A 24,172-nucleotide genomic window follows, 5' to 3' on the forward strand; every position below is an offset into this window, starting at 1 on the left:
GCGATGCTGGTCGATATCAAAAACCTCCGTGTCGCTTTCGAGACGCGCACCAGCCGGTTCGAGGCCGTGCGCGGCATCTCCCTGCAGCTTGGCAAGGAGAAGCTCGGCATCGTGGGCGAGAGTGGCTCGGGCAAGTCGCTGACGGCGCGCGCGCTGATGAAGCTGCTGCCATCCAACGCCAAAATCACAGCCGATACGCTGACCTTCGACGGCATCGACGTACTGAGCGCCAGCGAACGCGGCATGCGCCAGATCCGCGGCAAGCGGGCCGGCTTCATCCTGCAAGACCCGAAATATTCGCTGAACCCGGTCAAGACCATCGGCAGCCAGGTTGCCGAGGCTTGGCGGACCCACAAGCGCGGTTCCCGCAAGCAGGCCGAAGAAGCGGCGATCGATTTGCTGGACCAGGTCATGATCCGCAACCCGCGCACGGTGGCGAAGTCCTATCCGCACGAGGTGTCAGGCGGCATGGGCCAGCGCGTCATGATCGCTATGATGCTCGCGCCGGACCCGGAACTGCTGATCGCCGACGAGCCGACCAGCGCGCTCGACGCGACCGTTCAGGCCGAGATCCTGCGGCTCATCGAGGACCTCGTCTCGCGCCGCGGTATGGGGCTGATCCTCATCAGCCACGACCTGCCGCTGGTGTCGCATTTCTGCGACCGCGTCATGGTGATGTATTCCGGCCGGGTGATGGAAGAGCTCAAGGCATCCGAGTTAATGCACGCCAAGCATGCCTATACGCGCGGGCTGCTCGACTGCATCCCCTCGCTCACGCATCCGAGAGATCGGCTGCCGGTTCTCAACCGCGATGCAGGATGGCTGAACCCATGATCGAGGTAGACAAGCTGCGCATCAGCTTTGGCGACCGCGAAGTCGTCAAGGGTGTTTCCTTCAGCGTGCCCAAGGGCGGAAGCTTCGGCATCGTTGGCGAAAGCGGCTCGGGCAAATCCACCATCCTGCGGGCGATGGCCGGGCTGAACAACAGCTGGACCGGCCGCATCGGATTCGGCGGGCAGGACGTGCCGCGCAAGCTGCCAGCGTCTTTCTTCCGACAGGTACAGATGGTGTTCCAGGACCCGTTCGGGTCGTTGCATCCGCGCCAGACCATCGACCGCATCCTGAGCGAGCTGCTTCTGGTGCACGGCATCGGGGACATCGAGGACCGCATCGAGCAGGCGCTGGCCGATGTCGCGCTGCCCAAGGCTGTGCGCTTCCGCTTTCCGCACCAGCTCTCCGGCGGCCAGCGTCAGCGCGTCGCGATCGCGCGCGCGCTGATCGCGGAGCCGCAGGTGCTGCTGCTCGATGAGCCTACCAGTGCGCTCGACGTTTCGGTGCAGGCGGAAATCCTCAACCTGCTGGCCGACCTGCGCGCAGCCAGGAACCTGACCTATGTGCTGGTCAGCCACAACCTGGCGGTAATCGCGCATCTGTGCCCCGAAGTGGGCGTGATGCTCGGCGGTGAGATGGTCGAGCAGCTTTCCGCCGAAGACCTGCGCGCCGGACGGACCAAGCACCCCCATGCTTCGGAGTTGCGCGCACTCAGCGTCAATCTCGAAGACCCGGCCTGATCGGAGAATACAACCATGTCGCTTGAAGCTGGCTGGCAGGCCGCGTCTCTCCTCGCTCGCGATTTCGCCGATCAATGGCCTGCAGACGAGCCGGGCGGCGCGATCATCGGCTTCGACGCGAACGGCATCCGCTTCGCCCATGCCGGCGGCGTGGAGAGCCTGGCGACGCTTGCGCCCTTCACGGCTGACAGCGTGGTGCGCTATGCCTCGGTCACCAAGCATGCCTTCGCGTCCATGGTGCTGCACCATTGCAATATCATCAGTCTGGACGACCGCCTCGGCGCCCATCTGCCGGAACTGCAAAAGCCAGTCGCCGACGTCACCGTCGGGCGCGCGCTCGACATGAGCGGCGGCCTGCCCGACGTGCGCGAATGCCTGACGCTGCTCGGCCTTTCCGTCTACACCGAGACGGAAGCCTCCCGGCTGCTGGAATTCCTGGCGACCGTGACGCGGCTGAATTTCGATGCCGGCACCGAGGTCTCCTATTCCAACTCCGGCTACCGGCTGGTCGAGGCTGCGTTGGAACGCAAGGGCTTTACCTTCGACGAATTCATCCAGCGCGAGATCGCCGGCCCGCTCGACATCTTCCTGAAGGCCCCCGACGTCTGGAACGACCCCGTTCCGGGCCTCGTTCCCGGTTACTGGAAAGCACGGGAAAGGTGGCAGCTCAGCGCGGCCGGCCTGCATATCTCTGCCTCCGGCAGCCTTGCCGGCAGCGGCCGGGCACTAGCGCGCTGGGCGCAGGCACTGGTGAGCGGCGAAGCCAAATTCTCCGGCCTCCTGCAAAAACTTTCGGGCACCCGCCCGCTGGCTAACGGGCGGCCGAGCGGCTACGGGCTCGGCCTGCGCTGGTCCTCGCTGGGCGCGCGCAAATTCGTCGGCCATGGGGGCTCGCATCCCGGTTACAAGAGCTATTTCTTGCTCGATCCCGTCGAGAAGACCGGTTGCGTCGTCGTTTCCAACCGTGAAGACACGAACGGCTACAAGATCGCGCTTAGCGCCATGGCCGCGCTGACCGGCGAACAACTCCCGCGTACCGGCTGCACGATTCCTGATGGGCTCTATGTGGCCGACGAGGGCGCGCTGTGGCTGGAAATGCGCAATGGCATTGCCAATTGCCTCGATGCCGAGGACACGCTCTATGACGATGGCGAGGGCTGGTTCTCCTCGCGCTCGGCCTCCTCGCCCATGCGGCTGCGCTGGACTGGCGAGGCGCTTGAAGGCGAGATCGGCCATGCTCCACGCCGCCTCCTGCCAGTGACGCCGCAGCCCGCCGGCACCGAACTCGACGGAAGCTGGGAAACGCCGCTTTACGGCGCCCATCTCGAAATCCAAGGCGGCTGCGTGGTCATGGGCATCGGCCCGACACGCCATGCAATGCCGCTGCAGGACATCGGCGGTGGTCGTTACCTCTTCATCCTGCACGACGGTCCATGGACCAAGCGCATCTGCCTCAGTCGTCTCGCCGACGACAGGCTGGAACTCGTGCTCAGCCGTAGCCGGATGATCGAGTACGTTCGCAAGGCGTAATCATCTTTAATGCTGGAACGAGCGGCGCGCTGCCGGGAGGTTGCGGTTCAACGCAACGACGTCTTTCGGTCAACAGAAAGTTCGTTCGAGCCCTATCTCGAATGGCTTGACGGGCAATGGGCTGCCGGCAAGCGGAACGGCACTGAGCCATGGCGGCGGCTGAGAACACTGGGCTTTCGTGGTTCGCGCCGGCTCGTGAGCGAATGGGCCACACGACGGAAACGGGCCGACAAGGCGGATGCGGAATCGTTGAACCGCATTCGCTCCGCCCGAACGGTCGCTCGCCTTTTGATAATCGGCAGAGACAACCTGACGAAATCCGAGACCGTCACCATCGCCGCCATCGAAAGCGGTGTTCCCTTGCTCGTTGCGGCTCGCGATATCATCTTATGATCCGGCTCAAGGCGGAAAATGTGCTCGCATTGTGGATCGATCGCGCGCGTGACAGTCTGGTTTCCTCCTTTGGCAATGGCGTTGCGAAAGACATACAGGCAGTCCGGGCAGCGATCATCTCACCGTGGTCCAACGGGCAAACCGAGGGGCAGATCACCAAGCTCAAGCTGGTGAAGCGCCCGATATGGGGCGCGGAAAGCTCGATCTTCGTCAAGCCCGCCTGATCGGAGCGACATGAGAAGCTGCATCAAATCTGCGTCAAAGCCAATATTCCAAGCCGAAACACAACGTGCCCTTAAACGTTGCTCTTAAAGCAAAAAACCCCGCGAGACTGCTCTCGCGGGGCGATTTTGATTTGGTTGCGGGGGCTCGCAACCACCGATACCGACATTTGCTTCAGATAGCAGTTTGATCGGTGCTCCAAGTTTGCCAGGATTGCTGGCTCGCACCGGACCACAGACTTGCCGTGGATGAATGGCTTGATGGCGCTGTCACGTTGTCTGCGGCTTAACGGTTGGCGGATAAAGGGCCGGGGTGAGTACGCCCCAGATCAGCTATAAGAACCAACGCTTTCCGCCGCAGATGCCGGTGGAATGGCGTCCTTCGCGCGACGATGGATGAGGTGAGTTCGCTCGGGTTCTTGTATCGGTCGCCATATTGCGATCAGGACGCGCGACAGATTGGGCCGCCTCATTCTACTGATCCCATCATGGGAAGGCCAAGCAGCCGATCCCGAAGAGAAGCAAGGGCCCGCGAAAGACGTCAAATACCCGTGTAGCGGAAAGCTTGAAAGCGCTTGACCTCAACACGCCGAATAGAGAAGAACCGTATCTCGCCGCAAGGAAGCCATGCACGTCCTGCGGCCAAACGGACAGATCCCTTCTAGGAAAAAACCTTCGCGCCTTCGCGTTGGTCGTATGGCGCCACAGCCACGCGAATGAAATCGGCGAGCTTCTGCGCCGCAAGCGATGGCGGGCGCGTGTTTGGCGTCAACAGCCAGACATCCATGGTGATCTCCGGCATCAGCGCCCTGCGGACGATCTGGTCGGAATAGTCGAGGCCGACGAATGGCGGTGCGATCGAAACGCCGGCCCCGTTAGCAACGAAGCCGCAGGCCGTCTCCGAAAGCGGCACCTCGATGCGGTTGCGCTTTTGAACGCCCTTCACCTGGAAGGCGCGGTCGATGCTCATCAGCGAGCAATCGTCCCGGGCCAGCGAGATGAAAGGTTCGTTGCGCAGCTCGTCAATCTCGATCACCTGCTTGTCGGCCAGCGGATGCCTGGCGGGAAGAACACACACCATGACGAAGCGCATGATGATCTCGGCATCGACGTGGGGATGATCGAAGGGCAGCACGCTGAGCCCGATGTCGATCTGCTGGGCGGCGACCAGCTCGGTGATACGCGGCGAGGTACGGCTCTGCAAGGTGAAGTGGAGGTCCGGCTGATCGGCCAGGAAGGGGGCCAGCGCATGGGCCAGATAGCGTGTCGCGAGCGCGGCCGGTGCTGCCACGCTCACCTCGCCCCATTCACGGTTGCGCACCGCGTTGGCCAGCCGCGCGATGCGCTCGGTGCCGGAAAACATACGCTCCACCTCGACGGCAAGCAGCCGCGCTTCGAGCGTGGGTACCAGCCGGGAGCCACTGCGGACGAACAATTGGAAACCGCAGGTGTCGGCGAAGGCACGCAGAAGCTTGCTGACGGCCGGTTGCGATATCCCCAGCTTCTCGCCGGCGCGTGTGACCGAGCCCGTCTCCATGGTGGCGTGGAAAGCTTCGAGCTGGCGTATGTTCATCGCGGAATTCCTCGCCCATCATGAGATTCGGTTATAAAGCTTGGAGAACAAGTAATTTGACTTTCATGTTGTCAAGCCTTTCCCTACGGCAAGTCAGTCAGCGTCCTGGTCGGCCTGAAGGGTAGCCGGTAAGGACAGGGGGAGTGTAGTCACATGAAATCAATCCTGGGCCTGGGAATCGCAGCACTGCTGGCGACGACACCGGTTTATGCCGCCGATCTTTCGGTCTGCATCGAAGGTTCGCCGGAGACCTTCAATCCCGAACTCTCCAGCAATGGCACCACCCTGTTCGTGCTCGGCCAGATCTACGACAATCTGATATCGGTAAAGGCGGGCTCCTCGGAGATCGTGCCGGCGCTGGCGGAGAGCTGGACGATCTCGGAGGACGCGCGCACCTATACGTTCAAGCTGCGCCAGGGCGTGAAGTGGCAGTCTAACGACAGCTTCAAGCCGACGCGCGATTTCAACGCCGATGACGTGGTGTTCACCTTCGAGCGCATGCTCGATCCGAAGCATCCCTATGCCGAGGTCAACGGCGGCAACTACATCACCTTCACCACCAAGCTGGCGGATGCGCTGGAAAGCGTGAAGAAGATCGATGACCAGACAGTGGCATTTACGCTGAAGACGCCGCTGGCGCCGTTCCTCGGCATCATGGCGCACCAGTCGCTCGCCATCACCTCGGCCGAATATGCGGACGTGCTGCAGAAGGCCGGCACGCCCGAGCTTCTGGACCGACAGCCGATCGGCACTGGGCCGTTCGCGTTGCAGGACTATCAGCCCGATTCCGCCGTGCGTCTTGTGCCCTTCGCCGAAACCTGGGGCGCGGCCATCGGCGATGAAGCCCGCACGCCCAAGGTCGACTCGGTCATCATGGCGATCAGCCCGGACGCCTCGGTGCGCCTGCAGCGTGCCATGGCCGATGAGTGCCAGATCGCGCTCTATCCCAATCTTGCCGACCGCGAGCGGATCCAGAACAGCGACAACCTGGAACTGGTCCGCACGCCGGTGGCCTCGACCGGCTTCATCACCTTCAACTTCAAGGAAGAGATATTCCGCAACAAGAAAGTGCGCGAAGCGCTGGCGCACGCCATCAACATCAAGCCGCTGGTCGACGTCGTCTATGACGGCATGGGCAAGGCGACGGGCTCGCTCGTGCCGCCGGCGCTGTGGGGCTTCGACGAGCAGATCGGCCCCTACGACTACGATCCCGAAAAGGCCAAGGAACTGTTGAAGGAAGCCGGCTATCCGGATGGCTTCTCCACCGAGCTCTGGGCGGTTCCCGTCTCGCGTCCTTACATGCCTCATGGCAGCCGCGCGGCCGAGATGATCCAGGCGGACTGGGCAGCGATCGGCGTCAAGGCCGACATCGTCACCTATGAATGGAGCGAATATATCGCCCGCGCCCGCTCCGGAGAGGCGAAGGTCGGCATGTTCGGCGGCATCTACGACTTCCCCGATCCCAGCCAGATCCCGAACAACTACTTCAGCTGCGATTCCGCCGGCAAGCCGAGCCCCTCCAACATCGGTTCCTGGTGCAATGCCGAGTTCATCGACATCATGAACAAGGCTGGCGCCATCACCGATCAGGCCGAACGCGAGAGGCTCTACAAGCAGGCGCAGCAGCTGTTCCACGACGATGTACCTGCCGTGATCCTTGGTGGCGCAGACACGATCACCGCGGTCAACAAGAAGGTGAAGGGCTATTACGAAGCGATCTTCGGGACGAGCCGGCTTTCGGGCGTCACCGTCGAGGACTGATCCCGGCCTCCGGCCGGAACTGAAACTATCGGAATGAAAGCAAGCTCATGCGTGTCTTGATTATCGGCGCCGGCATCCTCGGAGCCAGCGCCGCCTACCACCTCGCCCGGAAAGGCGTCGACGTCGAGATCGTCGACGAGGAACATCAGGGCAAGGCCACTCTTGCCGGCGCGGGCATCGTCTCCCCTTGGGCAACCGCCGTCGAGCAACCAGACTGGTATGGGCTCTACGCGACCGGCGCGCGCTACTATGCCGAGCTGATCTCGGGCTTGACGGCACTCGGCGAAACCAATGTCGGCTACGGCAAGGTCGGCGCTCTGGTGGTGGCCGAGGAAAAAGGCACGCTGGACGAGGCCGAGGCGCGTATCCATCGCCGGATCAAGAATGCGCCGGAAGCCGGTGACGTGCGCCGCATTTCGCCGGCTGAAGCACGCGAACTGTTCCCGCCCCTGCGCGAAGGCATGGAGGCGGTCTATATCCCCGGCGGCGCGCGCGTCGATGCGCGCCTCCTCTCCGCCGCCATGGTTCGCGCTGCGGTCGCGATGGGCGCGAAGGCGCGCAACGACCACGTCACCCTGCAACTGGACGACGGCCGCGCCGTCTGCATCGACAGCAACGGCGCGCGGATCGAGGCCGACGAGATCATCGTCACGGCAGGTGCATGGGCCGCGCAGATATTGAACCCGCTGGGTCTTTCCCATCCGGTCGCGCCGCAGAAGGGCCAGATCGTCCATCTGCGTCTGCCCGGCGTCGCCACCGGCAAGTGGCCGTGCCTGCTGCCCATGAGCAGCCACTATATGCTGGCCTTCGATGACTCCCGGGTCGTCATCGGCGCAACGCGAGAGAACGGCGCCGGCTTCGACTATCGCGTCACGGCCGCCGGCGAACATGAGGTGCTGAGCGCTGGTCTCGCGCTGGCGCCGGGCCTCGCCAGCGCCACCCACATCGAGACGCGCATCGGCTTCCGGCCGGCAAGCCGCGACATCAAGCCGATACTCGGACGTGTGCCGGGCATTGCCGGTCTCACGGTCGGCAACGGCCTCGGGGCGGCCGGCCTCACCATCGGGCCTTTCGCCGGAAAATGCCTGGCCGAACTGGTGGCCGATGGTGCGGCCCCGGTCGCGCTCGATGCCTTCGCCCCGGAAGGCCGAGCCTAGAACGCAACTTCCACAGCGCAGAAGCCGCATAGGCCGGACCGCTCATGCGGTTCGGCAGAGGGCAGGCTGTCTTAAAATTACACAAGCAAAGGACTGAAGATGATCAAACGTCACCGCAAGCACCGGATCATGCATGGCGCGGTTGAGCACAATGGCGTGCTCTATGTGGGCGGGCATGCCGCCGACGACATTTCGCTCGGCATGAAGGAGCAGACACAGCAGGTCTGCGCCAAGCTCGACAAGCTGCTTGCCGAACTCGGTTCCGACAAGTCCCGCATCCTTTCGGCGCGCATCTACCTCAGCGACATGACGCGCAAGGAAGAGATGAACGAGGCGTGGCTGGGATGGATCGACGGCGACGACCTGCCGTCCCGTGCTACGATCGGCGGCGTCGATCTCGGCGATCCCCGTCGGCTGATCGAAGTGGTGATCATCGCCGCCAAGGCGTAACCAATCTCCCGTAAACCGCAGGAAGGCCAGTCATGGACAAGCAAGCTCCGCGCATCGACGATCGCTATGCGGTCGATGAAAAATACACCACGCTGCGTGGCATCCATCGCGATGCGCAGCGCAGGCTGTCGGAGGTCGACTGGAACTACCTGTGGTGCGGGACCGGCGATGAGATCACGCTACGCGACAACACGGCCGCCTTCGACCGCCATCGCTTCGTGGCGCCGCTGTTCGCCGGGATCAGCAATCCGGATACGTCGACCCGCATGCTGGGCCTCGACCTGAGCTTCCCCGCCTTCATCGCGCCTTTCGGCGGCGGCGAGGCCGTGTTCCATCCCGAAGGGCATCTGGCCATAGGCCGGGCCGCGGAAGCCGTGGGCATCCAGCAGATGGTCCCGGTCGCGGCCGCCCATTCCCTGGAGGAGGTCGGCGCCGCGTCTTCGGTGGCATCCGTCTTCCAGATGACCTTCGTCGGCGACGAGGGCGCGGTGGTGGACATGATGGAGCGCGCCAAGGAAGCCGGCTACAAATATATCTGCGTCAGCTACTCGCCGATCCGGCAATGGCGCGAGCGCATGATGGAAGATCGCTTTTCCATTCGCGGCGAAAGCGGCCCGTCGAATTTCGGGCCGGGCAAGTCCGACCCGGCAGCACTTGCCGAACTGTTAGACTTCACCCAGCCGCGGTGGAACTGGCAGCAGGCTGCCCGCACCATCGCCCGCGCACCGCTGCCCTGCATCGTCAAGGGCGTAAACAGTGCGCGCGACGCCAAGGCTGCGCTCGATGCCGGCGCGGCGGGCCTCTATGTGTCCAACTACGGCGGCCGTACCCTCGATCGCGAACCCGCTGCGCTCGACATGCTGCCGGTGGTGCGCGAGGCGGCGGGGCCGGATGTGCCGATCATCTTCGATTCCGGCATTCGCCGCGGCAGCGACATCGCGACCGCCATCGCGCTTGGGGCGGATGCTGTTGCGCTTGGCAGGTTGATCGCGCTCGGTCTGGCGGCCGACGGCGAATATGGCGTGCGCCGCACGCTCGAGCTGCTCAAGCGCGAGTTCTGGACCACGCTCGGCCATCTCGGTTGCTCGTCGGTGAAGGAACTGAACCGCAACGTATTGATGCAATCGATGCGCCCGCACTCCTTCGGCGACTAAGGTTTTGTTGCAACGGGGCGTTGGTGCACGGATCGTTTAGCGGTGATGGTGTAGTCGGGCGGTGATTGAACTATACGGTTCGTCACCTTCATGCCTTTCAAACACAATGCTGCCCGCCGCCATCGCATCGGCAAGATGAAGTTCAAGGTGACGAATTGCCCAGCGTGACAATTGTAACGCCTGCGAACTTCAAATGGGCCGTAAGCTAACCGCTCATCATGAACGTATGACACACTCTTTGTTTGGAACTTTCTGATGGCAGCTCGACACACAGGTCCATCCGTGAACACCCCGACTTCACACCGGGCTCGATTCTTCGAGCTTCAACTGAGCCGCCAACACAGTTTCTCCAGGCCGAGACGTGACGTCCAATGTGCCGCCCACGCGCGCTATCCGCACGGACATAGACCGCATCCCGATGCTGATGTCGGCTTGCCGTACCGCCGCGACATCGAAACCAACGCCGTCATCTTCAATTCGCAGGAGCAAGGCGGCGGCCTCCGGCTGATCGAGTCGTAGCCGTACGTGGCGAGCGCGGCTGTGCTTGATCACATTTGTCAGCGCTTCCTCGACTAATCGTGTCATGGCCAGATATTGAAGAGCGTTCGGCATCTCACGCCATGTCGGAGGGAATTGCCACTCCGACGCGATATCCAGTTCGTCGAACAGGGTCGTAAACCGATGGCGCAGCGGTGCGATCCACTCCTGCGGGGTCGCTGGCACCGTGACGCCAGCCGATGAGTTGCTGTCGATCGTGTGGCGCAGGTCGTCGCGGATGAACTTCAGCATGGACAATACCTGGGGCCTTTGTAGCGGCCCGGCCCCCTGCTCAACAGACGCCATCATGTGGACAAGTGAGCCGCCCAGCCCGTCATGGAGATCGTGAGCGACCTGCAAGCGGTCGTTCAGACGCGTGTTGGCGAGCGCCAGTGCGTACTCGCGATCCAGGGTCTTAGCGAGCTCACTGCGCGCTCGTTCAACGCCATCGGCCAGTTCTTCATTGAAGTGCTCAATGCGTCGCAGATTGCGAGCATGGCGCAACCCTATGATTGCAGACAGAGATAGGGTGATCGCGACATTGGCATAAGGAAAGATCGGCTTTGACTGGATCAAATTCGTTATCACGAGCGCGTCGTGAAGACCGGCAATGGGGACAACCAAGAGGCAGACCGCCAATAGCGCGTGTTCCGTCTGGCGCGAGCGCCAGGCATGGATGAGGAAGTGCAGGCAGTTGATTTGGAAGGTGACGGATGCGACGAGGAACCCAGTCCGCTGGATCTTTCCTGTCCAAGCGTCAGGAGCCAGAACAAGCATGGCCAGCAAGGTGATCGTCACAATCCAAAGGGCGCGTTCAATACGGGGTACAACCTGTCCACCAAAGCGCCAGGTGAATAGGCAAAAGCAGGCGACGGACAAAAGGAGCGCCATGGTGTTGGCTCTTGCCACCATGAGCGAGTTCGGGAATGGCCATGGGCTGGTGACAAGGATGTTGGCGATGAACGCCACCCAGAACAGCGATGACAGCGCGTACCAGCCGTAGAAGCTCTGGTCGCGGCGGATGATCCATATGCAGAAGAACAGGACGCCGATCACGCCCGAGACAATGAGGTTGATCTCGAACAGAGTGCGGTAGTGCCATCTAAGATCGTCGTACCGCTGCTGAATCTGCTGGGGATCGCCGAGGAAAACCGGCCCCAGTCCGACGGGTTGTCCGCCGCCCGTACCGACGACGCGCACAAATAGCGTATTCAACCCACTATGCAGCCAGACGTCCGGCAGCACCCAGCGCCGTGGCATGTTCCAGCTGCGCGACAGCGGCTCGGTCAGGTGCTCATCGCTGAATAGCAGATGCTCGTTGACGAAGATCTCTCCGGCCATAACCACCGACTGCACCAACAGCGCAATCTGCCCACCCATTGGACCGGAGCGGTCGCACTGCCAGTCGATGCGATACCAGATGCTGCCGCCGTCATAGTCGGGGTGGCGCCGATTCCACTCGTCGGGAAGGGTGACGGTCTGCCATTGCGAGGGTGTTGGCCTAGCACTATCGTCATCCGCCTTGCCAGCCTGAACATTCAATATCTGCATCATGCACGCAGGAACAGCCGACTGCGCCCAGGCCGGTGCCGCACATACCCACAGCAGTAAAAATGCAAGCCACCTCAATCCAGCAAGCCCCGCTGGCGCGCCGCATGGGCGGCCTGGGTGCGCGAGGAGACGGCAAGCTTTCGATAGATATGCTTGATGTGACACTCGACCGTATAGCGAGACAGATACAAGCGCTCCGCGATGTCGCGATTGCCCAACCCCTCGGCGACCAAGCCGAGAATCTCGCTCTCGCGCCGACTCAATCCCGCGTCACCGGTGTGCTCCGCGGTTTCTACCGGCAACTCCTTGATAATCTGCCTCGCCACGAACGGATCGATCGGCGCACCGCCGCGCAGCACGCTTCGCAGGGCCAGCGTGACCTCAAGGTCGTCGCGCTCCTTCAGCACATAGCCGGTCGCGCCGGCACGCAGAGACGCCAGAATCTCTTCGCGCGTGCTCCAGGCGGAGACGACGACTATGTTCACTCCGGGATCGCGTGCCCGCAGTTCTGCGATCAGATCAATACCGCTACCGTCCGGCAGCCGCAGATCCACCAGGGCGAGCGCGACCGGTTGCTCAGCCATGCACGTCCGAGCCTGCACCAGTGTGCCAGCGAACACCAGTGCATCTGACTGATAGCCCAATTCCAGCAGTAACCGTTCCAATCGTTGCTGGACGCGCGTGTCGTCTTCGATCAGCAGGACTGGTGTCGGCAAAATAAGGTCGGCGGGGGGCGTTTGCGCGGACATCCGCCTACCTCCTTCGAAGCCAAACAATCCCCATCTTACCTATAGTCTGAGGTCACGCTTGAATATCCCTGAAATCAGGTATCGAGCGCCTCTGAATAAAAAATGTTCATATCGATAAGACTTACCTGATCAGGGATAGATTACGGAAAACTTGTTCCGCTCCTTCAGCGAATCCGTTTTCGCGTATGTCACAGCTAGAATACCTGATTTCAGTGATAGACGGCTGGCTTCGTCTCCTGCTTAAAAACCCCAACAAAATAGCTTGCGTGGCCGCGCCCCCTATTCCCAGCATTTTCTTGAAAAGCAGACTGGCTTCGGCTGGAAGAAAGTAGTCGTCTCATGAAGTTTCATCAACTCGCCAGTGCATCCTTTTCTTTTCCTTCCCGCCATCGAGCACTGCTGTGCACAACCGCATTGGTCGGGCTGCTGGCGACTGTAACAAGCGGTCCCGCATTGGCGCAATCAGCAACGGGCGGTACGGGTGGTCAGTATACAGCCACAGGGAACAGCACAGGCGGCAGCGGAGGGGCCGTTAGCCAAGCGGGTGCTGATGGCGAAAGCAATCCCGGCTCCGGCGGCGCTGCGGGCACGGCGGCTTCTCCAAACGGTGGCAATGGCCGCGACAGCAGTGGCGGCCTCGTTAGCGGCGGTGGCGGCGGCGGTGGCTACAGCAATGCGAATAGCAACACGACCATCAACAGCAATCTATCTGGTGGCAATGGTGGCAATGGCGGCATGTACGGCGGAGGTGGAGGTGGAGGTGCCGGGGGCAACGGGCTGAATAGTTCAGCTATAGGAAGCCTTGTCATCGCGAAAGACGCTTACGTTCGTGGCGGAAGCGGGGGGCATGGCGGCTCGGGCAATGGAGGGTACCCTGGCACCGGTGGGACAGGAGCCGGCGGCGCGGCTGGTGGCAGCCAAAACATGGGTTGGGCCGGCGGCGGTGGCGGTGGCGGCGGCGCCGGAATTGTCGTTCTCCAACCCGGCGTAACTCTTACCAATGGCGGCACGGTATACGGCGGCAGCGGTGGCTCGAGTGACATGTGGGGTGGCGCCGGTGGTGGCGGCGCAGGCGTAATTGGCAATGCCCTTGCCATCGTCAACACAGGGACGATTGCAGGCGGCAACGGAGGAACCACCTTTGCTGTTGGCGGCAATGGGGGAGCCGGCATCATTGGTAGTGGTCTCACCATTATCAATAGCGGCACGATCAAAGGCGGTACCGCTTACCCTGTTAACAGTCCCGGTGTCAGTGGTGTCAACGGTAACGCGGTTACCTTTACAGGCGGGATTAATTCGCTGGAATTGCGAGCTGGTTCGGTCATCGCCGGCAATGTGGTTGGCGCAACGGGCGGAGGGACCGCCAATTCCTTGATCCTTGGCGGTGATACGACGCAACCGGGCGGGAGCGGCGCGACGACCTTCAATGTTTCCGCCATCGGCAATCAATATCAGAATTTCACTGCCTTCCAGAAATCCGGGATGAGTAACTGGACGCTGACGGGAACGACCTCCGAAGTCACCCCTTGGACGATCTCGGGCGGCCTTCTTAATTTTGCGTCGATCGGCTCTTTTGGTTCGGGCTACATTACATTGAACGGTGGCGGCCTGCAGTGGGCTACAGGTAATGCTACCGATATTTCCGGCCGCCTGAATCCAATCGGTGTGGGAGGTGGTGTATTCGATACCAATGGCAATGACGTTACCTTCGCCAACTCGCTAACTGGCGGCGGAGGCATGGCCAAGACAGGCGGTGGCACGCTCACCCTGATTGGTGCGAATGGCTACACGGGCGGCACGACGATCAATGCGGGTACCCTGGCTTTGTCCGGATTGGGCTCGGTCGCCTCGTCCTCGGGCGTGTCGATTGCCGACAATGGGCGTTTTGACATCAGCGCGACCACGAGCGGTGCGGGCATTCAGTCGCTCTCCGGGGGAGGCAATGTTTGGCTCGGGGGCAAGACGCTGGTCCTGACCAATGCCAGCGGCACGTTTTCAGGCGCGATTGCTGGGACGGGCAGCTTGTTGCTGGCCGGCGGTACACAGACGCTGTCGGGCACGAATAGCTACACGGACATGACGGCGATCAGTGCTGGAGCTACGCTGGCACTCTCCGGGACCGGCTCGATTTCGTCGTCTTCTGTCGTAGCGGTCGCCAATAACGCAAAATTCGACATCAGCGCATCCACGAGCGGCGCGAGCATTCAGTCGCTCTCCGGTGCTGGCAGCGTCGTGCTCGGCGGTCAGATGCTAACGCTGACCAATGCCACCGGTTTGTTTTCGGGTGAGATCTCCGGAACCGGGGGGCTGACGCTGACAGGCGGGACGGAAACCCTTGCTGGTACGAACACCTACACGGGCGGCACCACCATCAACGACGCGATCGTGCGCGCGAACGCGGCAAGCGCGCTAGGGGGAGCGTCGCCCATAGGCGCTTACGGTGCCTTGAACATCATCAATGGCGGTGCGCTTTATCTCAATGCAGCGCAGAAGGTCGGTGCACTCTCCGGCGACAGCAGCGCTATCATCAGCAATCAGACCGGGGCAAATACACTGGTCGTTAATCAGTTCGGCGACACCACCTATGCTGGCAGCCTTCAGGGCGACCTCTACCTCACCCTGAACGGCAACTCCAGCGCAGACACGCTGACTATCTCCGGCACTAACAATACCTATACCGGAAACACCATCATTAACAGCGGCACGCTGGTAGTGGATGGCACGATTGATGGCACGAACGCCGTCCTCGTCAACGCCGGGGGCACGCTAAGCGGCTCAGGGACAATCACGACCGCATCAACCGGCGGTTTCGTCCACGTCAGCTCGGGTGGCTTCGTCGTGCCGAGCGCGGGAACGGCGTTGACGATCAATGGCAGTGTCTCCGTCGGGGGAACAACCAGCGTCGCCGCCGACGCGCAGCTTTCAGTTTCCGGCCGCTATGAGCAATTTACCGGCTCGACGCTGGACATCATCGTAGGCTCGAAGAGTCCGGCCATCACGGCGGATAGCGCGTCGCTGGGCGGAACCCTGAACATTGCTGGCATCAGCAGCTCGAGCCAACTCCCCCAGACGCTGGTCAGCACCACAAGCGGCGTCAGCGGTAGTTTTTCGTCGGTCACAGTCGGCGGCTTCGCCGGGACGGTTGATTACATGACCGTCAATACCGGCAAGTCAACGGATGGCACCCAGTATTTGGCGAGCTATGGTCTGAGCTGGACCGCAAACAACAACCTCGGTCACGGCACATTCACCCTGACCAACGCCTCCGACAGTTTCAACGTCGGCACGGTACTCGGTAATGAAGCCGCCAATGCGGCAACGAGCTGGGACGGAATCAGCTTGACCAAAGCCGGTGCTGGTACGCTGATCCTTTCGGCAAACAACACCTACACTGGTGGTACAACAATCTCCTCCGGCACGCTGCAACTCGGCGATGGCGGTACAACCGGCTCGATCCTCGGCAATGTGACCAATGACGGCACACTGGCGTTCAACCGTAGCGATGATGTCGTATTCGGCGGAGTGATCTCCGGTAGAGGCTCCGTCGAGCAGAACGGCGCGGGCACGGCGACCCTGACCATCAACAACAGCTACACCGGCCTGACCACCGTCAACGCGGGTACGCTCGCCATCGCTTCGACTGGCGGTGTTGCGGGCAATGTCGTCAACAACGCGACCTTCAACAATGCCGGCGCAGTCGGCGGCGGAGTGGCCAACGCAGCCAATGCCACCCTCACGCAGACCGGCGGCAGCATTGCTGGCGGCCTCGCCAACAGCGGCTCGGTGAACGCCAATGGCGGCGCGCTCAACGGAGCCATCGTCAACAACGCTGGCGCGACCTTCAATGTCGGCGGCACGGTGACCAGCAGCGACACGTTCAACAACGCCAATGGCGCAACTCTGGCGGTCCAGGCAACGGGCGACTACAAGTTGGCCGGCAACCTCACCAACAGCGGAACAGTCACGATTGATGAGGGCGGCTCACTGACCGCAGGCAGCATTACCAATACCGCCAACGGCGTCGTCACCAATAACGGCACCGTCATCGATGATCTCGACAACGCCGGCTTCTACACCAACAACAAAACCCAGAACTCCAATGTCGCGTCCAACAGCGGCACTATTGTCAATAGCCTTGGCGCTACCTGGAACGGCAATTTCAATACCTCCGGCACCGTCAGCAATCTTGGCACGATCGACGGGAGCCTGACCCAAAGCGCCGGAATAACAACCAACAACGGAAGCATCACTGGTGCGGTCATCGTCAATGGCGGCGTGTTCTTCGGCACGGGTTCGGTAGGATTGCTCACCATTGCCAATGGAGCAACCATCGCGCCGTCCGACAATGGCAGCGTCGGCACGATGAGCGTTGCCGGCAATATGGTGTTCGCCCAAGGCTCAACCTATCAGGTGGCCATAAACACTGCCGGGCAAGCCTCGCGGATCGATGCCGCCGGTACGGCTACGATCAACGGCGGCACCGTCGCGGTCATGGCTGGACAGGGAAGCTACAATCCAAGGTCCACCGCCACCATTCTCAGTGCGCAAGGCGGCGTCTCCGGGAGGTTCGACGGTGTTACCTCGAACCTGGCCTTCCTGACGCCGACGCTGAGCTACGATTCCAACGACGTGTACCTGGTTGTCACCCGCAACAACGTCAATTTTGCCGACGTCGCGACGACGCCAAACCAGACCAACGTCGCCAACGCCATCACTGCGCTGATGATCGGCAATCCGGTCTGGGATGCTGTTGTTGGTCTAGATACGAGGACGGCGCGCGTTGCGTTCGATCAGCTCTCGGGCGAAGTCCATGCCTCGGGGAACACGGCGTTGATCGAGGACAGCCGTTTCGTGCGCGATGCGGCCCTTGACCGCTTGCGCTCCGGTGCCTGCTCAGCCTCCGGGGGCACGACCTCGCTTTCAGTCATCGAGCCCAATGGCGGACGTGCAGATTTTGGCTGCGACAGCGGTCAGGCCGTCACCTGGGCCAGAGGCTTTGGCTCATGGGGCGACATAAACGGCGACGGCAATGCGGCCAGTATCCACCGTTCCATTGGTGGTCTCCTGATGGGCGTTGATAGCCAGTTGCTCGACAGCTGGCGAGTTGGCGTCCTTGGCGGCTACAGCCGCTCCAGCTTCAACGTGAATGACCGCATGTCGTCGGGATCGAGCGACAACTACTCGCTCGGTCTCTACGCCGGCAGCCAATGGGGCAATTTCGCCTTCCGGTCGGGAGCGGCTTATACGTGGCATGACATCTCGACCAGCCGCGGCGTCGCCTTCCCTGGCTTCTCCGACAGTCTCAGCGGCGACTATAACGCCGGCACTACACAGCTGTTCGGCGAACTCGGCTATGGCATCAACGCGGGCGCCGTCACCTTCGAGCCCTTCGCCAATCTGGCTTACGTGAACCTGCATACGGACGGTTTCGCGGAAAAGGGAGGCGTCGCTGCGTTGACTGCCAACAGCGGCAACACCGATACCACGTTTTCGACACTGGGCCTGAACCTCTCAAGCGACATCATGCTCGGCGGCTTGAAAGCCACCGCATCCGGATCGCTCGGCTGGCGGCATGCCTTCGGCGGTATCAAGCCAGTCTCAGCAATGGCCCTTGCCGGCAGCTCGGACTTCTCCATCGCAGGTGCGCCAATCGTCAGGGATGCAGCCGTTATCAACGCCGGCCTCGATCTGGCCGTCTCCCCCAACGCTGTTCTCGGTGTCTCCTATAGCGGCCAATTAGGCTCAGGTATCGCCGACAACAGCATTCGGGGTGACTTCAAACTCAGTTTCTGAATAAGAAGATCTCGAAACTGCTCGATGAAGCGACTTACAAGGGGTTGGTCAGCAACCTCGTCGTCAGCAGTTCCGCGTCAGCCGTGCCGAGGGGCGTAGCGAGATGCGACTCTGCCGCGAACACGCGGCGCGCGAGGACTGGGCGGTCGCCGGCAGCCATCACGATGCCGGCGTCTCCGGCGCCAGCCTGGTGCTCAGGCCCGGCATCCAGCAGCTGCTGCGCGACGCGCAAGGCGGGCGATTCGAGATCGTGCTGGCCGAGGCAGCTCGACCGCCTGTCGCGCGACCAGGCCGACGTCGCCACGCTTTACAAGCAGCTCAAGTTTTGCGGCGTCGCGATCGTCACTTTGGCCGAGGGGGCGATCTCCGAACTGCATGTCGGGCTCAAGGGCACGATGAACGCGCTGTTCCTGAAAGACCTGGCGCTGAAGACGCGGCGCGGCCTGCGCGGCCGTGTCGAGGCCGGCAAATCCGGCGGCGGGCTGTGCTACGGCTACCGCGTCGTCAGGCGGCACGATGCCGGCGGCGCCGCCCTCAACGGCGAGCGCACCATCGACGCTGACCAAGCCGCCGTCATCCGCCGCGTCTTTGCCGACTTCGCCGCCGGTCTCGGCCCGCGCGCCATCGCCAAGCGGCTCAACGACCAAGGCATAGCCGGTCCCGCCGGCAAGATGCGGGTGCTGGCCGGCCTCCGGCGCCGGCTGATGGCACCGGAGGCCGCGGCGGCGGCGATGCGCGCCTACGCCGAGGAGAGCAACCGGCTCAATCGCGCACGCCGCGCCAATGCCGACGCCTGGCGATCCGAGCTTACCAGGATCGACAAGCAGATCCGCAGCCTCATCGAGGCGATCAAGGCCGGCATGTTCCAGGCCAGCATGAAGGCGGCGCTGGATGAGCTCGAGGCGCGCCAGGTCAAGCTCACCGAGCTGCTGGCCGCTACCCCACAAGACATGCCTGACCTTTTTCCAAGTATTTCGAAAGTCTATGCCAAGAAAGTCGAGCAGTTGTCCGCGGCGCTCAACTGTCCGGACGACCGCCAGGCAGCAGCGCAGGCTTTGCGCAGCCTGATCGCGAAGATCGTGCTCTCCCCAGGCCCGCACAAGGGCGAGATCGAGGCGACGCTGTACGGGGAACTCGGCACGATCCTGAACTGGGCGGATGGGCAGCCGCCAAACAAAAACACTCCCGGAGCTGGGCTCGCAGGAGTGTTTTGAACTTTGGTTGCGGGGGCTCGCAACTACCGATGCCGACATTTATTACAGATTGCTGTTTAATGAGAAGTCGCTCCAGGTTTCGCTCGAACCAGCGGCGGGCGTCGATTTCCGCTTCGATCCAACTTTTGATCAGCGGATCCAGGGCAACAGTGTCGAGCTGCTCGGCGTGCTGCCAGATGGCTTTGGTCAATGCGCAGGCAAGCGGCGTCAATGTTGTCAGACGCTGCTGCCCGTCGAGCGCACTCGGTACGATCTGCAACGTCGCGACGCTGGTGCTGATTATCAAAGCCAGCCGCCTCGCAGAGCGCTTGATGTCGAGATGTTCCGATATCTCTGGCAGCGCTTCCCGGCAACGCAAGCTGAAACCAAGGTACCATCGCAATAACAGCGGGATTATGGACTGCTCGAATTGGGGGCCGTAGAACAAGTGCGCTCCCCAAAAGCTAAGACTTTCACAATATAGGCAAAGTCACCGCACACTTTACTGCCCGCATCTGGCGGCAGCGTTCCACCTCAAGTTGACTGTTGATTGCCGCTCCAACGGCTTGTTGGACCCCGTCTACATGACTGTGGTGGACAGCGTGAAGGAAGCCGTGGTCAACGCCATGCTCGCCGCAGAAGACATGGGCGGCACGCCCGACTGAAGATCGAGGCGATAAGGCACGAGCTGCCTCTCGATGTCATGCGCCAATATGGGCGGGTGAACTTATTGGCGTGCGGCCCCACCGTTCGTACACTCTCAGTCAAAACTGAATGCAGAGGCAGGCATGACGGCTTCGCCCACTTCGGCCAAGATGCCGCCTCGAAATGGAGAGGAGACGTTATGCGCTTCAAGGACAAGACCGCCCTGGTCACGGGCGGGGGAACGGGCATCGGAGCGGCGGTAGCACGCCGCATCCGGGCCGAAGGGGGCGACGTCGCACTCGTCGGCCGCCGTCCCGAACCGCTCCGCGCCGTGGCCGATGAAATCGGAGCCACGATCATCGCTGCCGATGCCGCCGACACGGCCTCGATGAAGGCCGCCATCCAGAAGACGGCGGAGACTTTCGGTGGCCTCGACATCCTTATCGCCAATGCCGGCGGCCACGGCGTCGGCCCAACGATCAGCATGTCCGACGAGACGTGGGATCTGGCCGTCAGGCTCAATCTGAACACCGCTTTCGTAAGCGCCCGCGAGTCGCTTCCTCACCTCATCAAGAGCAAGGGCAATATCGTCGTGCTCGCCTCGATCGCCGGCCTCTTCGCCGGCCCCGACGCGGCTGGTTACGTCACCATGAAGCATGGCTGCATCGGCCTGGCGAAATCGCTGGCCCGCGACTACGGACGCCTCGGCGTGCGCACCAACACAGTCTGCCCCGGCTGGGTGACCACCGCCATGGCCGACGAGCAGATGGAAGTGCTGGTCGAGAAGTTCAAGCTGAAGAACGTCGAGGAGGCCTACGCGCTGGTGACGAAGGATGTGCCGCTCGGCCGCCCCGCATCCGCCGAGGACGTGGCAAACGCCGTCTGCTTCCTCGCGTCCGACGAGGCTTCGATGATCAACGGGGCCGTGCTGACGGTCGACGGCGGCGCCGGCACCGTCGATCTGCCGACGCTCGCTTTCGCGGAATAATCAGGAGGAAACCGATGAACCAGAACCCCAAGGACTGGAAGACCTACGACCAGTTTGCCTATGGCATCGACACCAACCGCCTGCCGGCGACCAAGGCGCTGGCAGGCCAGAAGCACAGCGTGACGTTCGACGACCGGCGCCAGCTCGACCTCAGCTTCGCTGACGGTTCGGTGACTTGGTCGGATGGCACGGGCGGCGCCAGCGACACCTGCGAGGTGATCGAAGTTGCGCCCGATACCTATTTCGTCGAGATCATCTTCGCCGGCCGGCCCAAGGAAGCCGAAACGCTGGTCCTCAACCTCAGGAGCAAGCGCGCCCTTTCGATCTACTCGCTGGTGCGCGAGAAGGAGGAAAGCGTGGGCGAGCCGCAGGTGGCGCAGATCTTCCGCCCTGGCATTCTCGAAGGTGGCCCGGCCACCGGCATGGTCCCGCACGAAACCCGCGACCTCATCGGCCTGAGGGCACACTTCACCTACAGCCCCAACCACGTCTACGAGCACACCTATCTGTCGTCGCAGCGCTATGCCTGGCAGAATCTGGTGGGCGTGCAGCGGGGGCACGGCGACGTGGACCTGGCCACGACCTACAAATTCGACGAGGACCAGTACATCTTCACCTTCCGCGAGTTCAAGATCGCGGTCGCCTCAACCTTCTTTTACAATTTCAAGGACATGCGTTCGACCGGCAAGTTCCTCGGCATCACCGGCGACGGCCGGATCCAGAACAGCCCGGCCGGCGCCTTCATCCGCAAGGTCTCCACGACCTACTACCTCCCCGGCCAGGAACCGGTGTGAGAGGCCTGACGATGCGCACAGCCTATGAAATCGTGAAGGGGCATTACGACGCCAACGACCGCCGTGACATGGACGGCATGCTCGCCGACATCGCCGCCGATTGCCGCTGGACCGAGATGGACGGGTTTCCCTGCGCCGGCACCTATGTCGGCCCACAGGAAATCTTCAAGAACGTCTTCGTGGCCCTCGGCGAACAGTTCGACGGCTACACTTTTACGCTGGAGCGCCTGCTCGACGCGGGCGACGACGTGATCGCGATCGGCGACTACACCGCAACGCACAAGAAGACCGGCAAGCCGTTCAGGGCCCGCGTCGTGCATGTGTGGGGCGTGGCCGGCGACAAGATCCGCCGCTTCGAACAATTCACCGACACGCTGCGGGTGTCGGAGGCCATGCGCTGAACGAGAAAGGGCGGCTCTTTCGGGCCGCCCATTTACCATCCAGTCAACCGGCCATCTTTCGCCACTCGGACGGCGAAAGCGAATAGCGCCCGCGAAACGCGCGCGAAAAATGCGCGCTCGAGGAAAATCCCAGGCCGAAAGCGATTTCCGATATGTCGCCAGGTCGGCGCTGCGTCTCGCGCAGGCGGGATGCAGCCGCTTCCAGCCTGAGATTCCAGATATGGTCGCCCGGCGTCATCCCCTCGGCCTCGAAGGCACGATAGACATAACGGACGGAGCAGCCCAGGCGCCGCGCGATAAGAGCCGCGCCGAGGTCAGGCCGTGCGATATTGTCGGCAATAAAATCCTTTATCCGCCGTCGAAGCAGGTCGAGCGAATGAACACTCGCGCGCTCGTGATGATAATCGCCGCCAATCATCGTCCGGACCAGCTCGACCATCGTCTGGCCCACGCTGGCGCACGCCGTCTCGTCAAGTTGGTCGATTTCCCGGATGGTGGAATCCATCAGCGAGAGCAGGATGCGCTGCATCCCGGCATGGCCCGGCGGTGCAACAAAGGGCTCGGCCAGGCGCGCAACGGCAGAGGAAGGCAAAGCGCGGCGAGGCAATTGCAAGAGAAGCAGGCGAACCGGCGTCCTGTTGGTCAGCACATAGGGCCGCATGGGATCGTATATGACCGCCCCCTCGCCACCCACAGCGGCATTGCGGCCGTTCTGATGCAGGGAAGAGCGCCCATGGGTCTGGATGATGAGCTTGATCGCGTCGGGACTGTCGGAGCCGAAGGCCACGCGGTCGCCGAACACGGTATGCACGTCTGCCCCGAGCCGCGTCAACCGGCAATTGCCCAGCATGGCCGACTTCAGCCGGCTTTTCTCCTCGTCGCCGTTTTCGAAATCGAGACGAACGTTGCCGAAGAGCGAGCGTGCGACACCGGCAAAGTCGCGCCCCTTTGCGGCCTCTACCGCTGAATGAGCTGCCATGATTTCCCCCTCCCTTAGCTGGCGAGATAGGCGCCGTGCAGGATTTCCGGCCTGGCCTTGAGGGTCTCGGAGGAGCCGTCGTAGACCAGCTTGCCGCGCTCCAGCACCATCGCATCACGCGCAAGGTCCAGCGCCAGGTTGGCGAATTGCTCGATCAGAAGCACGCCGATGCCGTTGCCTGTGGCGATCTTGAGCGCTTCCGCCAGCCGCTTGACGACCGTGGGTGCTAACCCCAACGAAAGCTCGTCCACGATCATGAAACGCGGGCGGGCGATGAAGGCCTGCGCCATCGCGACCATCTGCTTCTGGCCGCCGGAAAGATCGGAAGCCAGCTGCCGCCTCCGCTCGGCCAACTCCGGGAAAATGCGATAGACGCTTTCGAGCCCCTCTTTTCGGGCAGCGGGTGAGCCGTCCAGCGCCGCAACGAGTACATTCTCTTCCGCTGTGAGTTGCCCCAGCACCCGATGACCTTCCGGGACGAGCGCAATGCCGGCGCGCCGGATACGGTCGGCCGCAAGCCCTGTCAGTGGCACGCCGTCAAGGCGCACCGAACCGCCCGCGACAGGCAATGCGCCCGCCAGCGCCATCACGGTGCTGGATTTACCTGCGCCATTGGCGCCGAGCAGCGTGCTGATTTCCCCCGCGCGTATCGTAAACGAGACGCCATGGATCACCCGCTTGCCGCCGCGTTCGACGACGAGGTTCTCGACAACCACCGAGGACGCAGTCATC

At 62.3% G+C, this 24,172-nt stretch carries 20 protein-coding genes and 1 pseudogene; 16 read left to right on the forward strand and 5 right to left on the reverse strand.

The genetic code is table 11. From position 1 onward, the window contains the following. The first annotated feature begins 3 nt into the window (after positions 1-3). The 4 genes and pseudogenes from C7I85_RS24510 to C7I85_RS32345 form a co-directional block, all read left to right on the forward strand. The gene (locus C7I85_RS24510; RefSeq protein WP_106726636.1) at positions 4-834 is read left to right on the forward strand and encodes an ABC transporter ATP-binding protein; all 831 of its coding nucleotides are present in this window, start codon (positions 4-6) and stop codon (positions 832-834) included. Next, on the forward strand, positions 831-1,571 hold the full coding sequence (locus tag C7I85_RS24515; RefSeq protein WP_106726637.1) for an ABC transporter ATP-binding protein: 741 nt from the start codon (positions 831-833) through the stop codon (positions 1,569-1,571). Before C7I85_RS24510 ends, C7I85_RS24515 begins: the two co-directional genes overlap by 4 nt. A gap of 15 nt (positions 1,572-1,586) precedes the next feature. Further along, positions 1,587-3,101 carry a serine hydrolase domain-containing protein gene (locus C7I85_RS24520; protein WP_106726638.1) on the forward strand — a complete coding sequence of 505 codons (1,515 nt, stop codon included), beginning with the start codon at positions 1,587-1,589 and terminating at the stop codon, positions 3,099-3,101. 48 nt (positions 3,102-3,149) lie between these two features. Next, positions 3,150-3,732, forward strand: a pseudogene (locus tag C7I85_RS32345) (ISL3 family transposase); the annotation flags it as partial. A 644-nt stretch (positions 3,733-4,376) separates the two neighbouring features. On the opposite strand, the gene C7I85_RS24530 reads toward C7I85_RS32345, so the two are convergent. Beyond that, on the reverse strand, positions 4,377-5,288 hold the full coding sequence (locus C7I85_RS24530) for a LysR substrate-binding domain-containing protein (RefSeq protein WP_106726639.1): 912 nt from the start codon (positions 5,286-5,288) through the stop codon (positions 4,377-4,379). 153 nt (positions 5,289-5,441) lie between these two features. On the opposite strand from C7I85_RS24530, the gene C7I85_RS24535 reads away from it, so the two are divergent. The 4 genes from C7I85_RS24535 to C7I85_RS24550 all read left to right on the forward strand — a co-directional run bounded on the left by C7I85_RS24535 (position 5,442) and on the right by C7I85_RS24550 (position 9,810). After that, positions 5,442-7,049, forward strand: coding sequence for an ABC transporter substrate-binding protein (locus tag C7I85_RS24535; RefSeq protein ID WP_106726640.1), 1,608 nt, complete (start codon positions 5,442-5,444; stop codon positions 7,047-7,049). 47 nt (positions 7,050-7,096) lie between these two features. Next, positions 7,097-8,206, forward strand: a complete 1,110-nt coding sequence (locus C7I85_RS24540; protein ID WP_106726641.1) for an NAD(P)/FAD-dependent oxidoreductase — start codon at positions 7,097-7,099, stop codon at positions 8,204-8,206. Positions 8,207-8,305: 99 nt separating this feature from the next. Next, positions 8,306-8,656 (forward strand): RidA family protein, encoded by a 351-nt coding sequence (locus C7I85_RS24545; protein WP_106726642.1) that lies wholly within the window; start codon positions 8,306-8,308, stop codon positions 8,654-8,656. Positions 8,657-8,688: 32 nt separating this feature from the next. Continuing rightward, positions 8,689-9,810, forward strand: coding sequence for an alpha-hydroxy acid oxidase (locus C7I85_RS24550; protein WP_106726643.1), 1,122 nt, complete (start codon positions 8,689-8,691; stop codon positions 9,808-9,810). Between the two features lie 297 nt (positions 9,811-10,107). On the opposite strand, the gene C7I85_RS24555 is transcribed toward C7I85_RS24550, so the two are convergent. Together C7I85_RS24555 and C7I85_RS24560 are read right to left on the reverse strand one after the other, a co-directional pair. Beyond that, positions 10,108-11,901, reverse strand: coding sequence for a sensor histidine kinase (locus C7I85_RS24555; RefSeq protein WP_106726644.1), 1,794 nt, complete (start codon positions 11,899-11,901; stop codon positions 10,108-10,110). Between the two features lie 71 nt (positions 11,902-11,972). Continuing rightward, the gene (locus C7I85_RS24560; RefSeq protein WP_106726645.1) at positions 11,973-12,647 is read right to left on the reverse strand and encodes a LuxR C-terminal-related transcriptional regulator; all 675 of its coding nucleotides are present in this window, start codon (positions 12,645-12,647) and stop codon (positions 11,973-11,975) included. Between the two features lie 339 nt (positions 12,648-12,986). Between C7I85_RS24560 and C7I85_RS24565 the strand changes: the two genes are divergently transcribed. The 8 genes from C7I85_RS24565 to C7I85_RS24590 all read left to right on the forward strand — a co-directional run bounded on the left by C7I85_RS24565 (position 12,987) and on the right by C7I85_RS24590 (position 22,461). After that, positions 12,987-18,440: an autotransporter domain-containing protein gene (locus C7I85_RS24565; protein ID WP_146148946.1), complete on the forward strand. Its 5,454-nt coding sequence runs from the start codon at positions 12,987-12,989 to the stop codon at positions 18,438-18,440. Between the two features lie 103 nt (positions 18,441-18,543). Then, positions 18,544-19,002 carry a recombinase family protein gene (locus C7I85_RS32175; RefSeq protein WP_342587319.1) on the forward strand — a complete coding sequence of 153 codons (459 nt, stop codon included), beginning with the start codon at positions 18,544-18,546 and terminating at the stop codon, positions 19,000-19,002. A gap of 13 nt (positions 19,003-19,015) precedes the next feature. Beyond that, complete coding sequence (locus tag C7I85_RS32180; protein ID WP_342587320.1) at positions 19,016-19,654, forward strand: hypothetical protein; 639 nt, start codon at positions 19,016-19,018, stop codon at positions 19,652-19,654. After that, positions 19,599-20,039 (forward strand): hypothetical protein, encoded by a 441-nt coding sequence (locus tag C7I85_RS24575; RefSeq protein WP_146148947.1) that lies wholly within the window; start codon positions 19,599-19,601, stop codon positions 20,037-20,039. The genes C7I85_RS32180 and C7I85_RS24575 overlap by 56 nt, the downstream gene beginning before the upstream one ends. Positions 20,040-20,172: 133 nt before the next feature. Continuing rightward, on the forward strand, positions 20,173-20,298 hold the full coding sequence (locus tag C7I85_RS32080; protein ID WP_280954420.1) for a P1 family peptidase: 126 nt from the start codon (positions 20,173-20,175) through the stop codon (positions 20,296-20,298). 179 nt (positions 20,299-20,477) lie between these two features. Continuing rightward, positions 20,478-21,266 (forward strand): SDR family NAD(P)-dependent oxidoreductase, encoded by a 789-nt coding sequence (locus C7I85_RS24580; RefSeq protein WP_106726648.1) that lies wholly within the window; start codon positions 20,478-20,480, stop codon positions 21,264-21,266. Between the two features lie 14 nt (positions 21,267-21,280). Next, positions 21,281-22,060, forward strand: coding sequence for a MoaF C-terminal domain-containing protein (locus C7I85_RS24585; RefSeq protein ID WP_106726649.1), 780 nt, complete (start codon positions 21,281-21,283; stop codon positions 22,058-22,060). Positions 22,061-22,071: 11 nt separating this feature from the next. Continuing rightward, positions 22,072-22,461: a nuclear transport factor 2 family protein gene (locus C7I85_RS24590; protein ID WP_106726650.1), complete on the forward strand. Its 390-nt coding sequence runs from the start codon at positions 22,072-22,074 to the stop codon at positions 22,459-22,461. 43 nt (positions 22,462-22,504) lie between these two features. Here the strand turns inward: C7I85_RS24590 and C7I85_RS24595 are convergent, their stop codons facing one another. Both C7I85_RS24595 and C7I85_RS24600 read right to left on the reverse strand, forming a co-directional pair. Beyond that, positions 22,505-23,440 (reverse strand): AraC family transcriptional regulator, encoded by a 936-nt coding sequence (locus C7I85_RS24595; protein WP_106726651.1) that lies wholly within the window; start codon positions 23,438-23,440, stop codon positions 22,505-22,507. A 14-nt stretch (positions 23,441-23,454) separates the two neighbouring features. After that, positions 23,455-24,171, reverse strand: a complete 717-nt coding sequence (locus tag C7I85_RS24600) for an ABC transporter ATP-binding protein (protein ID WP_106726652.1) — start codon at positions 24,169-24,171, stop codon at positions 23,455-23,457. Between the last annotated feature and the right edge of the window lies 1 nt (position 24,172).

The sequence above is a fragment of the Pseudaminobacter soli (ex Li et al. 2025) genome (genome assembly GCF_003012705.1).
Taxonomy (GTDB): domain Bacteria; phylum Pseudomonadota; class Alphaproteobacteria; order Rhizobiales; family Rhizobiaceae; genus Pseudaminobacter; species Pseudaminobacter soli.

Excerpts from the sequence above, each read along its gene's own strand:
- C7I85_RS24580 (WP_106726648.1), top strand. The coding sequence starts at position 20,478 with ATGCGCTTCAAGGACAAGACCGCCCTGGTCACGGGCGGGGGAACGGGC.
- C7I85_RS24555 (WP_106726644.1), bottom strand. The coding sequence starts at position 11,901 with ATGATGCAGATATTGAATGTTCAGGCTGGCAAGGCGGATGACGATAGT.
- C7I85_RS24590 (WP_106726650.1), top strand. The coding sequence starts at position 22,072 with ATGCGCACAGCCTATGAAATCGTGAAGGGGCATTACGACGCCAACGAC.
- C7I85_RS24565 (WP_146148946.1), top strand. The coding sequence starts at position 12,987 with ATGAAGTTTCATCAACTCGCCAGTGCATCCTTTTCTTTTCCTTCCCGC.
- C7I85_RS24550 (WP_106726643.1), top strand. The coding sequence starts at position 8,689 with ATGGACAAGCAAGCTCCGCGCATCGACGATCGCTATGCGGTCGATGAA.
- C7I85_RS24540 (WP_106726641.1), top strand. The coding sequence starts at position 7,097 with ATGCGTGTCTTGATTATCGGCGCCGGCATCCTCGGAGCCAGCGCCGCC.
- C7I85_RS24575 (WP_146148947.1), top strand. The coding sequence starts at position 19,599 with ATGGGCAGCCGCCAAACAAAAACACTCCCGGAGCTGGGCTCGCAGGAG.
- C7I85_RS24535 (WP_106726640.1), top strand. The coding sequence starts at position 5,442 with ATGAAATCAATCCTGGGCCTGGGAATCGCAGCACTGCTGGCGACGACA.
- C7I85_RS24520 (WP_106726638.1), top strand. The coding sequence starts at position 1,587 with ATGTCGCTTGAAGCTGGCTGGCAGGCCGCGTCTCTCCTCGCTCGCGAT.
- C7I85_RS24510 (WP_106726636.1), top strand. The coding sequence starts at position 4 with ATGCTGGTCGATATCAAAAACCTCCGTGTCGCTTTCGAGACGCGCACC.
- C7I85_RS24545 (WP_106726642.1), top strand. The coding sequence starts at position 8,306 with ATGATCAAACGTCACCGCAAGCACCGGATCATGCATGGCGCGGTTGAG.
- C7I85_RS32175 (WP_342587319.1), top strand. The coding sequence starts at position 18,544 with ATGCGACTCTGCCGCGAACACGCGGCGCGCGAGGACTGGGCGGTCGCC.
- C7I85_RS24595 (WP_106726651.1), bottom strand. The coding sequence starts at position 23,440 with ATGGCAGCTCATTCAGCGGTAGAGGCCGCAAAGGGGCGCGACTTTGCC.
- C7I85_RS24515 (WP_106726637.1), top strand. The coding sequence starts at position 831 with ATGATCGAGGTAGACAAGCTGCGCATCAGCTTTGGCGACCGCGAAGTC.
- C7I85_RS24600 (WP_106726652.1), bottom strand. The coding sequence starts at position 24,171 with ATGACTGCGTCCTCGGTGGTTGTCGAGAACCTCGTCGTCGAACGCGGC.
- C7I85_RS24530 (WP_106726639.1), bottom strand. The coding sequence starts at position 5,288 with ATGAACATACGCCAGCTCGAAGCTTTCCACGCCACCATGGAGACGGGC.
- C7I85_RS24560 (WP_106726645.1), bottom strand. The coding sequence starts at position 12,647 with ATGTCCGCGCAAACGCCCCCCGCCGACCTTATTTTGCCGACACCAGTC.
- C7I85_RS24585 (WP_106726649.1), top strand. The coding sequence starts at position 21,281 with ATGAACCAGAACCCCAAGGACTGGAAGACCTACGACCAGTTTGCCTAT.